The organism is Proteus sp. G2618 (genome assembly GCF_009915995.1).
GTDB classification, from domain to species: domain Bacteria; phylum Pseudomonadota; class Gammaproteobacteria; order Enterobacterales; family Enterobacteriaceae; genus Proteus; species Proteus terrae.
Genome location: NZ_JAABNI010000006.1, coordinates 1 through 12,807, shown reverse-complemented (window position 1 = coordinate 12,807; position 12,807 = coordinate 1). Strand labels below are relative to the sequence as shown.

The following is a 12,807-nucleotide window of genomic DNA, read 5'->3' as shown; positions in this document are numbered from 1 at the left end:
ATTTAAACAAATTGGGAATTGAAGGTTATCACTATGACTAAAGGTATTAAGAAAATCGTATTGGCATACTCTGGCGGATTGGATACATCGGCAATCATTCCTTGGCTAAAAGAGCATTATGATAACTGTGAGGTTGTCGCTTTTGTTGCTGATGTTGGTCAAAGCCGTGATGATTTAGTGGGTGTAGAACAAAAAGCATTAGCTTCAGGTGCTTCAGAGTGTTATGTCGTTGATTTACGTGAAGAGTTTATCAAAGATTATGTCTATCCTGTATTAAAAACAGGTGCTTTATATGAAGGTAGCTATTTATTAGGTACTTCAATGGCACGTCCTGTTATCGCTAAAGCACAAGTTGAACTCGCATTAAAATTAGGTGCTGATGCTGTTGCTCATGGTGCAACGGGTAAAGGTAACGATCAGGTTCGTTTTGAAAGTACTTATGCGGCACTTGCTCCACAACTTAAAGTGGTTGCTCCTTGGAGAGAGTGGGATTTACGTTCTCGTGAAGCGTTGTTAGATTATCTAAAAGTTCGTAATATCCCAACAACAGCAACTCTTGAGAAAATTTATAGCCGTGATGAAAATGCATGGCATATTTCAACAGAAGGTGGCGTATTAGAGAGCCCATGGAATGCTTCAAATGAAGATTGCTGGGCATGGACCGTTGATCCTAAGAAAGCACCAGAAACGCCAGAATTAGTCACGGTTACAGTTAAAGCGGGTGAAGTGGTCGCAGTAAACGGTAAAACACAATCACCTTTTGAATGTTTAGATACACTAAATACATTAGGTGTTAAACACGGTATCGGACGTATTGATATTGTTGAAAACCGTTTAGTGGGAATGAAATCTCGTGGCTGCTACGAAACCCCAGGGGGCACTATCATGATGGCGGCTCTGCGTGGTGTTGAGCAACTTGTTCTTGATAGAGATGCATTTAAATGGCGTCAGCAACTAGGCTTAGAGATGTCTTATGTGGCTTATGATGGACGTTGGTTTACGCCAATCCGTGCTTCACTACAAGCTGCCGCTGAATCGCTGGCAAAAGATGTGAATGGCGAAGTGGTTTTAGAGCTCTACAAAGGTCATGTGAATGCTATTCAGAAGAAATCAGACAACAGCCTATACTCTGAAGAGTTTGCAACCTTTGGTGAAGATGAAGTTTACGATCACAGCCATGCTGAAGGCTTTATCCGTTTATATTCCCTGCCATCACGTATTCGTGCACTGAGCAAGAAATAACGCAAAGCAATAGAGTGGTGCTAACAAGCATCACTCTCACTCTTTTTTATTACACAGAATAAATACAGGAAGCGATTATGGCACTCTGGGGTGGACGTTTTAGTCAGGAAGCTGATCAACGGTTTAAACAATTCAATGATTCACTGCGGTTTGATTTTCGACTGGCACAACAGGATATCTTTGGCTCAGTAGCTTGGTCTAAAGCGTTAGTCACAGTTGGCGTATTGTCGCAAGATGAACAAGCTCAACTTGAGCAAGCATTAAATGAATTATCAGAAGAAGTAACGGCAAACCCGCAGTCTATCTTGCAAAGTGATGCTGAAGACATTCATAGCTGGGTTGAAAGTAAGCTTATTGCCAAAGTGGGCGATTTAGGTAAAAAATTACATACAGGTCGCAGCCGTAATGATCAGGTCGCAACAGACTTAAAGCTATGGTGTAAAGAAGAAGTCATTCATCTTCGCCAAGCGATTGTTGAGCTACAAAAAGCTTTAGTTATCACCGCAGAACAAAATCAAAATGCTGTGATGCCGGGTTATACCCATCTACAGCGCGCTCAGCCAGTCACTTTTGCACATTGGTGTTTAGCATACAATGAAATGCTAGCCAGAGATGAAAGCCGTTTAGCTGATGCATTAAAACGTTTAGATGTCAGCCCATTAGGTTGTGGCGCTTTAGCCGGAACGGCTTATGATATCGATCGTGAACAATTAGCGGAATGGTTAGGTTTTGCGAGTGCAACCAATAATAGCTTAGATAGCGTATCCGATCGTGATCATGTCTTAGAGCTATTATCCTCTGCGGCTATTGGTATGGTGCATTTATCTCGTTTTGCAGAAGATCTTATTTTCTTTAATAGTGGTGAAGCGGGCTTTATTGAATTATCAGACAAAGTGACTTCTGGCTCATCATTAATGCCACAAAAGAAAAACCCAGATGCGCTGGAGCTTATCCGTGGAAAATGTGGACGAGTACAAGGCGCATTAACTGGCATGATGATGACCTTAAAAGGCTTGCCTCTCGCTTACAATAAAGATATGCAAGAAGATAAAGAAGGCCTATTTGACGCCATCGATACATGGTCTGATTGTTTGCATATGGCAACTCTTGTTCTTGATGGGATCCAAATCCGTCGTTCTCGTTGTGAAGAAGCGGCTAAACAAGGTTATGCGAATGCCACTGAACTGGCAGATTATCTTGTTGCTAAAGGTGTGCCATTTCGTGAAGCTCACCATATTGTGGGTGAAGTGGTTGTTTGCGCCATTGAGCAAGGTAAAGCGATTGAAGAGCTCCCTCTTTCTGAATTACAGATGTTTAACAGTAAAATCATGATTGATGTGTACGATATTTTATCGCTTCAATCTTGCTTAGATAAACGCCTTGCAAAAGGTGGTGTTTCTCAAAAACAGGTGGCTTATGCGATAGCAAAAGCCAAAGAAGTTTTAGATATGAATAAATAAGAAAAGAGTTTATCTGATACAACTTATTGTTATTAAAAAAGAACAGAGTGAATATCACTCTGTTCTTTTATTTTAAATTGCCGATAATATCTATATTCATCTTGAATTTTTTACAGTATGAAGTAATTAGTTTTGTTTGAGTTGTTTATTCAAAAAATTTTGAAAAAGAGAGACAGAATAACATTCGACTGATAGAAAAATTTATCAGTTACTATATTATCTATAGACATTAACTATCAGCAATAAATATGGGATCTGCAATGAATATCCGTGACTTGGAATATCTGGTGGCTCTAGCTGAGCATAAACATTTTCGTCGTGCGGCAGATTCTTGCCATGTGAGTCAGCCAACATTAAGTGGTCAAATTCGTAAACTTGAAGATGAACTTGGTGTGATGTTGCTTGAAAGAACTAGCCGTAAGGTTCTGTTTACTCAACAAGGTTTGTTGCTGGTGGATCAAGCGAAAACCGTTTTACGTGAAGTCAAAGTGCTACAAGAAATGGCTTCATTGCAAGGCGAAAGTATGGCAGGGCCTTTACATATTGGGCTTATTCCTACTGTTGGCCCTTATTTATTGCCCCACATCATTCCTGAATTACATAAAAACTACCCTAAGTTAGAGATGTATCTTCATGAAGCACAAACTCATAGCTTATTAGCTCAGTTAGATAGCGGAAAACTCGATTGTGCAATTTTAGCAATGGTAAAAGAGAGTGCGCCATTTATTGAAGTGCCTCTATTTGAAGAGCCAATGAAGTTAGCGATTTATGAAGGTCATCCTTGGCATGAACGCGAGTCTGTGCCGATGGGCGACTTAGCGGGTCAGCGTTTATTAATGTTAGAAGATGGACACTGTTTACGCGATCAAGCGTTAGGTTTTTGCTTCCAAGCGGGCGCGAAAGAAGATACGCATTTTAGAGCAACGAGTTTAGAGACTTTGCGTAATATGGTCGCTGCTGGTAGTGGAATAACGTTATTACCTGATTTATCTGTACCTCAAGAACAAAAACGTGATGGGGTTTGTTATCTAGAATGTACTGATCCAAATCCATCACGTTCTATTATTTTGGTTTATCGTCCCGGATCGCCTTTGCGTAATCGTTATGAACAGTTAGCGGAGACAATCCGTGAACATATGACCGCATTTTATGCAGAAAAACAAAACGCATTAAAATAAGCGGTTTAAACCATTAAGTGCAGCAACTCGGTAGGCTTCTGCCATTGTTGGATAGTTGAAGGTGGTATTAACGAAATACTCGATAGTATTGCCTTCACCTTTTTGCTCCATAATTGCTTGGCCGATATGAATAATTTCTGCTGCACGCTCACCGAAACAGTGAATACCTAAAATCTGCTTGGTTTCACGGTGGAAGAGAATTTTCAAACTCCCCACATTCATACCTGCTATTTGTGCTCTTGCTAGATGTTTAAATTGAGCTCGACCCACTTCATAAGGGATTTTCATTGCAGTGAGTTGTTGCTCTGTTTTACCAACAGAACTAATTTCAGGAATGGTGTAGATCCCCGTTGGAATATCTTCAATTAAATGTGTTTCTGATTTTCCAGTTGTGATTGCTAAAGCCGCAATTCGGCCTTGATCATAAGCGGCTGAAGCTAGGCTTGGATAACCAATAACATCACCTACGGCATAAATATGTTCACAACTGGTTTGGTAGTGGGCATTAACAGAAACGAGCCCACGACTATCTGTTTTAATACCGACGTTTTCTAAGCCTAGAGTATCTGTATTTCCTGTTCGACCATTCGCATAAAGTAGGCAATCTGCTTTGACTTTTTTACCTGATTTTAAGTGAACAATCACACCATCATCGACACCTTCAATGCTTTCGTATTCTTCATTATGACGAATAACAATGCCGTTATTCCAGAAGTGATAAGAAAGTGCATCAGACATCTCTTGATCAAGGAAAGACAATAGATGATCACGAGTATTAATTAAGTCTACTTTTACTCTTAATCCTCTAAAAATAGAGGCATATTCACAACCAATGACACCAGCACCATAAATAATGACATGGTGAGGTTCATGCTCTAAATCGAGAATAGTGTCACTGTTATAAATACGAGAATGAGAGAAATCGACATCTGGCGGGCAATAAGGACGCGAGCCTGTTGCAATAATAAAGTTATCTGCTGAAAGAATATCGCAAGTACCATCAGGATAACGCACGCTGATCCTGTGCTCATCAATAAATGCCGCTTCGCCCGAATACATTGTACAGTTATTACGCTCGTAGAAACCTTGACGCATTTTAGTCTGCTGACTAATTACGGTACTGGCTTGGCGAAGTATTTGAGAGAAAGAGGAGTTAATCAGACGAGATTGGTCACTGTAAAGCGGGTTTTGATTAAATTCGATAATACGACTTACTGCGTGACGTAGGGCTTTTGAAGGAATAGTTCCCCAGTGAGTACAGCCGCCACCGACTTTGTTATAACGTTCTATAACTGCGACGCGCTTTCCTTGTTTAACAAGCCCCATGGCCGCGCCTTCACCACCAGGACCTGAACCGATCACAATTGCATCGAAATGAGAATGTTGCATAGGAAGAGACCTGTTTTATACAAACCGACAACGCTATATTAACATTAGAATGAATAATAGCCCAATTGACATTAAGGGCATTAGTCACACTTTGTTGAGTTTTTATGAGAATGTGCCTTGAGAGATGATTGTACGCACTGCTTTTTTAACAAAGTTTGATATATTGGGTATAAACCAAATTAGGATTATCAGGATTTCCGTGAGTAATAATATTGGCATCAGAGCTAAACAAAAAGAAAAAACCCGTCGCTCTTTAATTGAAGCTGCTTTTAGCCAACTCAGTGCCGAGCGTAGCTTTACAAGCCTAAGTTTGCGAGAAGTGGCTAGAGAAGCTGGTATTGCACCTACCTCATTTTATCGTCATTTTAAAGATGTTGATGAACTAGGACTCACGATGGTTGATGAAAGTGGATTGATGTTACGTCAATTAATGCGCCAAGCACGTCAACGTATTGCGAAAGGTGGCAGTGTTATTAGAACATCAGTAGCTACTTTTATGGAATTCATTGGTAATAATCCTAATGCGTTTCGATTATTATTACGTGAGCGTTCTGGGACTTCGGCGGAATTTCGTGCCGCAGTCGCACGAGAGATCCAACATTTTATTGCAGAACTGGCAGACTATCTTGAGCAAGAAAGCCATATGCCACGTTATTTTACAGAAATGCAATCTGAAGCAATGGTCACTATTGTATTTAGTGCAGGCGCAGAAGCACTGGATATCGATATTGAAAAGCGTCAACAATTAGAAGAAAGATTAGTTATACAACTGCGAATGATTGCTAAAGGTGCCTATTATTGGTATCGACGTGAGCAAGAAACGCAAATACCTCTACAAGATAACCCAGAGATAAAGAAAAAAACGCATCAGAAAGGAGACAAATGATGGAACAAAATCGCTGTGAAAAAAGCACGCTATTACTTGCCACAGTCATTGGTGTCGCTTTACATGGTACTTATTCGAGTTTTTTTAATTCATTTATTGAGACGTGGTCGGTTTTCCCACTCATCAGTTTAATCTTGGCTGTTTACTGTTTATATCAGCGCTATTTAAATCAACCTATGACCGATGGTATGCCTAAGCTGATTTTTTCATTCTTTTTATTAGGCTTGTTCGGTTATAACGCTTACACCAGAACCGTTAACCCTGAATGGGGTTCAAATTTCTTCTCTTCAGTGTGTATTGTTATCGTTGCGTTGTGGATTTATCGTCAGTTCAAACAGCGTCAACGCCTACGTATACAGGCAGAAGAAGCTGAAAGAGCATCACAAGCAGAACAGTACTAGTCTGTACTTATCTCTTTGTTGTAAACACAGCGAAATTTTGACACCAGCAAGTTACCTTGCTGGTGTTTTTGTTTTTATTCGTGCTATTGGAGGTTTTTTATCTATAACGAGTGAAATAAGCAGTTATCTTTTTTCTAATAACACGCCACATTCCATGTGATGGGTATATGGGAACTGATCGAATAAAGCTAATTTACTGATTTTGTGTGTTTTAATTAGCGTTTCCAAATTATGACACAGTGTTTCTGGGTTACAAGAAATGTATAAAATGCTAGGGTAACTTTTAACCAACTCTACAGTTTTCTCGTCTAAACCACTACGAGGTGGGTCAACAAAAATGGTTTCGCACTGGTAATCTGTTAAATCAATCCCTTCTAGGCGTTTAAATTCTCTTACTCCATTCATTGCTTGAGTAAAATCTTCTGCAGACATGCGAATAATCTTCACATTATCAATATGGTTCATTGCAATATTATATTGCGCGGCATAAACAGAAGGCTTGGCAATTTCTGTTGCTAGTACACGATCAAAATTACGCGCGAGCGCTAATGAAAAGTTACCATTACCGCAATACAGCTCAAGCAGATCGCCTTTTGCATTTTCCGTTGCCTGTAATGCCCATTCCAACATCTTAATATTGACCTGTGCATTAGGTTGCGTGAAGCTATTTTCAACTTGGCGATAAATCATCTCTTTGCCAGCAACGGGTAGTACTTCATCAATAAAATCGTTATCGAGCATAATTTTTGTTTTATATGCACGACCGATTAATTGCACATCAAATCCTTGAGCAATTAATGATTGGCGTAATGCCATTGCTTCTTGTTGCCAAGTTTCATCAATTTTCTTGTGATAAAGCAGCGAGACAATAATTTTATTACTCAACGTAGAAAGATAATCAATCTGAAACAGTTTCTTTCTGAGTGTCGGTTTATCTTTTATTTCTGCTAACAGGGCTGCCATCATTTTATTAATAAGCTGGCTGGCAACCGGAAATTGATCAACACGAATACGCTGCTTAGTCTCTTGGTCAAACATAATATGATAGAGAGAATCTTCTTCATGCCAGATACGGAATTCCGCACGCATACGATAATGCTGTTCTGGTGATGAAAAAACCTCTGCTTCAGGCGCATTAAAAGGAGCCATCATTGTTTGTAGACGTTGTGTTTTTTCATTCAGTTGAGACTGATATGTTTGCGTTGGTAATGAATTCTGCATGGTATCTCGCCTTTTTTTGGCCGTAATAAAGTTAAGCGAGCGAAATTGTAGAGATCCTCATGAAGATGTCCAGTATTCTTCATGTTCAATTTCTGGACTCAGTGGATTTGAAATCGTAGCATAGTTATTCGGTCTCCTATAGGAGTGAAAAGGGAATCTGGTGCAAAGCCAGAACTGACGCGCAGCGGTAATAGGATCAAGGATAATAAAAGACACTACAAAGCATCTTAATAAGTGCGGTGGGAAGTCATTATCTTAAATACACAAAATTGTTTATTTAACCTAGAGTCCGAAGACCTGCCGAAGACCTGTCGCATCTTAAATTAAATACGCGCTTTATTTAATTTTGGCGGCATCCTGCTACTTATTCTGTTGGATGCAGATTTTCATGAATAATAAAAAAGTTTTCTTTATTTCAAGTATAGCTTCGAGTGTGGCTTTGAGTGTCATGGTGAGCAGTTTTGGTGCGTTTGCGAATAACAGCGATACATTAAGTGTGACTGCGAATCGCTTTCAAGAGCCTAACTCTTCTATTCTAGCGCCTATCACTGTTGTTGAACGTGAACAGATCGATCGTTGGCAGAGTAATAGTGTTATTGATGTATTACGCAGAATGCCGGGTATTGATGTGGGGCAAAATGGCGGGATAGGGCAAGTGAGCTCTATTTATGTACGTGGGACTGAATCTCGTCATGTTCTTATTTTAGTGGATGGTGTGCGTTTAAATCAGGCTAATGTATCTGGTAGTTCCGACATTAGCCAAATTCCCCTTTCTCTTGTTCAACGTATTGAATATATAAGAGGGCCTCGTTCTTCTGTTTATGGTTCAGATGCAATTGGCGGTGTGATTAATATCCTCACAGAAAGAAAAACAGAAGGAGGAACGCTTAATGCCACAATGGGTTCTCATGGTTATCAAGAATATGATGGCTCTGTAAAACAGAAAGTCGGGGATAAAACGACATTAACGGCTGCAGGTAGTTATCTCTATACCAAAGGTTATGATGTAGAGGCGAATGGAAATACCGGTGGATATCCACAACCTGATCGCGATGGCTTTATGAATAAGTCACTGTGGTTAGGGGTTAATCACGATATTAACGATAACGTTTCTTTATATGCACGCGCTTATGGTTTTGATAATCGCACTGCTTATGATGCTTATCATGACAGTTATAATAAAACCTTAACGGATACAAGAGCACTGTTTAGCCGTACCTATGATGGTGGCGTGAAATTTCATCACGATAACTATTCTTCTTCTTTAAATACTAGCTATAACTACACCAAAGATTATGACTATGATCCTCGTTATGGTCGCTATGGTAAAGGAAGCCGTTTTACCAACTCTGAACAATATAATGTGCAGTGGGGAAATCACCTTTTATTAGGGAATGGCAGTATTGGTGGTGGTGTTGATTGGCAGCGTCAATCTATTAAAGCAGGTTCTAACGGATTTCCTAATAAAGAGCATTTCGACAATACTGGCTTATATCTAACAGGACAGCAGAAATTAGGTGAAATTATAGCTGAAGCATCTGTGCGTTCTGATAAGCATTCAGAATATGGCTGGCATACTACTTGGCAAACTAACCTAGGTTGGGAATTTGTCGATGGTTATCGTGTGATTGGTGGTTATGGCACAGCATTTAAAGCTCCGACACTGATGCAACTTTATAGTGAATGGGGAAGTAATCCAGACTTACAACCTGAAAAGAGTAAACAGTGGGAAGGAGGCTTTGAAGGATTAACGGGACCTGTAGCGTGGCGATTAACGGCATATAGAAATGATGTTAGTAATCTTATTCAAGCTGATTCTACTCAGGGATGGAAAAATCATAATATTGGAGAGGCGTTAATTAAAGGTGTGGAATTTACAGGTGAAATGGATACTTGGGTTTTTCATCATACCTTTAACTTGCAATATATAGATGCAAGAAATAAAGAAACGCATCAACGTCTTGATCGTCGTGCCCGTCAACAACTGAAATATCAACTTGATTGGCAAGTTGAGAAATTGGATATGGGAATTACTTATCACTATATCGGTCAGCGTACAGATAAAGATTTCGGTACAAATCCGGCTAAACCTGTTTCTTTAGGCGGTGTCAGTATTTGGGATCTAACTGCTTCATATCCTATTACATCACATCTCTCAATTCGTGGTAGAATAGCCAACCTGTTTGATAAAGATTATGAGACAGCTTATGGCTATCGCACGCCAGGACGAGAATACTTCCTCACAGGAAGTTACAACTTCTGATGCACTATCTACCGCTAACCCTACTGTATTAGTTTTTGATTCAGGGGTTGGCGGTTTATCTGTTTATCGTGAGATCCGTGAAAAACTACCGGAGGCTCACTATATCTATGTTTTCGATAATGAAGCATTCCCCTACGGTGAAAAATCACAAGAGTTCATTATTGACCGTGTTGTTCGAATAGTTAGCGCGGTTGCTGAAAAACATGATATCGCCACTATTGTTATTGCTTGTAATACAGCAAGTACAGTAAGCCTTCCTGCTTTACGTGCCAAGTTTACAGAGATCCCTATTGTGGGTGTTGTTCCAGCTATTAAGCCAGCGGCTAAATTAACGTGTAACGGTGTGGTTGGATTATTAGCGACCAGAGCAACAGTTAAACGTCCTTATACTCACGAACTTATTGAGCGTTTTGCAACTGATTGCAAAGTTCACTCTTTAGGTTCGGCTGAGCTGGTGGAACTAGCAGAAAGAAAACTTCATGGTGAAGAGGTTCCTTTAGATGAGCTTCGCAAAATTCTTACACCTTGGTTAAAAATGAAAGAGCCCCCCGATACAGTGGTATTAGGTTGTACTCATTTCCCTTTATTAGCAGATGAACTTCTTTCTGTTTTACCTGATGGCACACGAATTATCGATTCTGGTGCTGCAATTGCACGAAGAACTGCGTGGTTGGTCGTAAATCAAGCGAAAATAAAAGGTTCAAATGAAATTAGCTTCGCTTATTGCTTAAAAGAAGATGAGAATAGCGAATTACTAAAACCTGTTTTGGCGAGTTTTGGCTTCGAATCGCTCAGAAAACTGGCGCTTTAAGTGCAATTTGATTGAAAATTCAACGGTCAGTAAAAAAACTCAAAAAAAGTGTTGCCAGCTTCACAAAACTCCCTATAATGCGCCCTCGTTGTCACGGCAAACCACGCTAAGTGAGTTAGCCAAGAGAACCAAGAAAAAAAGTGAAAAGCCTTGAAAATAAACGCTTGACACCAAATGAGGAAGATGTAGAATGCACCTCCTCGCAACAACGCAGAAGACCGGAAACGGCAGCGAATGTTGCACTGCTCTTTAACAAATTATCAGACAATCTGTGTGGGCACTCGCAGAGACGATATCTTCTAAAATATTAGATGTATCAAGTCTTGAAGAGTGAACAACAAAAGTAAATTCATTTATGAATAGCTAAGTTTTCGATTTCTTTGAGCATCAAACACTTTTAATTGAAGAGTTTGATCATGGCTCAGATTGAACGCTGGCGGCAGGCCTAACACATGCAAGTCGAGCGGTAACAGGAGAAAGCTTGCTTTCTTGCTGACGAGCGGCGGACGGGTGAGTAATGTATGGGGATCTGCCCGATAGAGGGGGATAACTACTGGAAACGGTGGCTAATACCGCATGACGTCTACGGACCAAAGCAGGGGCTCTTCGGACCTTGCGCTATCGGATGAACCCATATGGGATTAGCTAGTAGGTGGGGTAATGGCTCACCTAGGCGACGATCTCTAGCTGGTCTGAGAGGATGATCAGCCACACTGGGACTGAGACACGGCCCAGACTCCTACGGGAGGCAGCAGTGGGGAATATTGCACAATGGGCGCAAGCCTGATGCAGCCATGCCGCGTGTATGAAGAAGGCCTTAGGGTTGTAAAGTACTTTCAGCGGGGAGGAAGGTGTTAAGATTAATACTCTTAGCAATTGACGTTACCCGCAGAAGAAGCACCGGCTAACTCCGTGCCAGCAGCCGCGGTAATACGGAGGGTGCAAGCGTTAATCGGAATTACTGGGCGTAAAGCGCACGCAGGCGGTCAATTAAGTCAGATGTGAAAGCCCCGAGCTTAACTTGGGAATTGCATCTGAAACTGGTTGGCTAGAGTCTTGTAGAGGGGGGTAGAATTCCACGTGTAGCGGTGAAATGCGTAGAGATGTGGAGGAATACCGGTGGCGAAGGCGGCCCCCTGGACAAAGACTGACGCTCAGGTGCGAAAGCGTGGGGAGCAAACAGGATTAGATACCCTGGTAGTCCACGCTGTAAACGATGTCGATTTAGAGGTTGTGGTCTTGAACCGTGGCTTCTGGAGCTAACGCGTTAAATCGACCGCCTGGGGAGTACGGCCGCAAGGTTAAAACTCAAATGAATTGACGGGGGCCCGCACAAGCGGTGGAGCATGTGGTTTAATTCGATGCAACGCGAAGAACCTTACCTACTCTTGACATCCAGAGAATCCTTTAGAGATAGAGGAGTGCCTTCGGGAACTCTGAGACAGGTGCTGCATGGCTGTCGTCAGCTCGTGTTGTGAAATGTTGGGTTAAGTCCCGCAACGAGCGCAACCCTTATCCTTTGTTGCCAGCGCATAATGGCGGGAACTCAAAGGAGACTGCCGGTGATAAACCGGAGGAAGGTGGGGATGACGTCAAGTCATCATGGCCCTTACGAGTAGGGCTACACACGTGCTACAATGGCAGATACAAAGAGAAGCGACCTCGCGAGAGCAAGCGGAACTCATAAAGTCTGTCGTAGTCCGGATTGGAGTCTGCAACTCGACTCCATGAAGTCGGAATCGCTAGTAATCGTAGATCAGAATGCTACGGTGAATACGTTCCCGGGCCTTGTACACACCGCCCGTCACACCATGGGAGTGGGTTGCAAAAGAAGTAGGTAGCTTAACCTTCGGGAGGGCGCTTACCACTTTGTGATTCATGACTGGGGTGAAGTCGTAACAAGGTAACCGTAGGGGAACCTGCGGTTGGATCACCTCCTTACCTAAGAGATACGTG

The 12,807-nt window shown here is 41.4% G+C and carries 9 protein-coding genes, 1 rRNA gene and 1 riboswitch; of the genes, 8 read left to right on the top strand and 2 right to left on the bottom strand.

The window, feature by feature from the left end; translation table 11 throughout:
• Positions 1-33: 33 nt before the first annotated feature.
• From GWJ01_RS02505 to oxyR, 3 genes are all read left to right on the top strand, one after another.
• Positions 34-1,242 (top strand): argininosuccinate synthase, encoded by a 1,209-nt coding sequence (locus tag GWJ01_RS02505; protein ID WP_098941433.1) that lies wholly within the window; start codon positions 34-36, stop codon positions 1,240-1,242.
• Positions 1,243-1,319: 77 nt separating this feature from the next.
• Complete coding sequence (gene argH / locus GWJ01_RS02500) at positions 1,320-2,702, top strand: argininosuccinate lyase (protein WP_109394357.1); 1,383 nt, start codon at positions 1,320-1,322, stop codon at positions 2,700-2,702.
• Between the two features lie 260 nt (positions 2,703-2,962).
• Positions 2,963-3,880 (top strand): DNA-binding transcriptional regulator OxyR, encoded by a 918-nt coding sequence (oxyR, locus tag GWJ01_RS02495; protein ID WP_075672972.1) that lies wholly within the window; start codon positions 2,963-2,965, stop codon positions 3,878-3,880.
• Here the strand turns inward: oxyR and sthA are convergent.
• The gene (gene sthA / locus GWJ01_RS02490) at positions 3,872-5,269 is read right to left on the bottom strand and encodes a Si-specific NAD(P)(+) transhydrogenase (protein ID WP_109394356.1); all 1,398 of its coding nucleotides are present in this window, start codon (positions 5,267-5,269) and stop codon (positions 3,872-3,874) included. The genes oxyR and sthA overlap by 9 nt on opposite strands.
• A 199-nt stretch (positions 5,270-5,468) precedes the next feature.
• Between sthA and fabR the strand changes: the two genes are divergently transcribed.
• Both fabR and GWJ01_RS02480 read left to right on the top strand, forming a co-directional pair.
• Positions 5,469-6,155 carry an HTH-type transcriptional repressor FabR gene (gene fabR / locus GWJ01_RS02485; protein WP_069366914.1) on the top strand — a complete coding sequence of 229 codons (687 nt, stop codon included), beginning with the start codon at positions 5,469-5,471 and terminating at the stop codon, positions 6,153-6,155.
• Positions 6,155-6,556, top strand: coding sequence for a YijD family membrane protein (locus GWJ01_RS02480; protein ID WP_098941430.1), 402 nt, complete (start codon positions 6,155-6,157; stop codon positions 6,554-6,556). The genes fabR and GWJ01_RS02480 overlap by 1 nt, the downstream gene beginning before the upstream one ends.
• A 123-nt stretch (positions 6,557-6,679) precedes the next feature.
• On the opposite strand, the gene trmA is transcribed toward GWJ01_RS02480, so the two are convergent.
• Entirely contained in the window at positions 6,680-7,777 is a 1,098-nt protein-coding gene (gene trmA / locus GWJ01_RS02475; RefSeq protein WP_109394355.1) for a tRNA (uridine(54)-C5)-methyltransferase TrmA, read from the bottom strand.
• 112 nt (positions 7,778-7,889) lie between these two features.
• A riboswitch (cobalamin riboswitch) is annotated at positions 7,890-8,096 on the top strand.
• Between the two features lie 69 nt (positions 8,097-8,165).
• Here trmA and btuB point away from each other — a divergent pair.
• The 3 genes from btuB to GWJ01_RS02460 all read left to right on the top strand — a co-directional run bounded on the left by btuB (position 8,166) and on the right by GWJ01_RS02460 (position 12,792).
• A complete protein-coding gene (btuB, locus tag GWJ01_RS02470; RefSeq protein WP_109402096.1) occupies positions 8,166-10,040 on the top strand; it encodes a TonB-dependent vitamin B12 receptor BtuB in 1,875 nt (624 codons plus the stop codon).
• On the top strand, positions 9,985-10,851 hold the full coding sequence (gene murI, locus GWJ01_RS02465) for a glutamate racemase (RefSeq protein ID WP_109402095.1): 867 nt from the start codon (positions 9,985-9,987) through the stop codon (positions 10,849-10,851). The genes btuB and murI overlap by 56 nt, the downstream gene beginning before the upstream one ends.
• 398 nt (positions 10,852-11,249) lie before the next feature.
• Positions 11,250-12,792: ribosomal RNA gene (locus GWJ01_RS02460) — 16S ribosomal RNA — on the top strand.
• The last annotated feature ends 15 nt before the right edge of the window (positions 12,793-12,807 follow it).

Coding starts and splice junctions, on each gene's coding strand:
- GWJ01_RS02505 (WP_098941433.1), top strand. CDS start 34: ATGACTAAAGGTATTAAGAAAATCGTATTGGCATACTCTGGCGGATTG.
- argH (WP_109394357.1), top strand. CDS start 1,320: ATGGCACTCTGGGGTGGACGTTTTAGTCAGGAAGCTGATCAACGGTTT.
- oxyR (WP_075672972.1), top strand. CDS start 2,963: ATGAATATCCGTGACTTGGAATATCTGGTGGCTCTAGCTGAGCATAAA.
- sthA (WP_109394356.1), bottom strand. CDS start 5,269: ATGCAACATTCTCATTTCGATGCAATTGTGATCGGTTCAGGTCCTGGT.
- GWJ01_RS02480 (WP_098941430.1), top strand. CDS start 6,155: ATGGAACAAAATCGCTGTGAAAAAAGCACGCTATTACTTGCCACAGTC.
- trmA (WP_109394355.1), bottom strand. CDS start 7,777: ATGCAGAATTCATTACCAACGCAAACATATCAGTCTCAACTGAATGAA.
- btuB (WP_109402096.1), top strand. CDS start 8,166: ATGAATAATAAAAAAGTTTTCTTTATTTCAAGTATAGCTTCGAGTGTG.
- murI (WP_109402095.1), top strand. CDS start 9,985: ATGGCTATCGCACGCCAGGACGAGAATACTTCCTCACAGGAAGTTACA.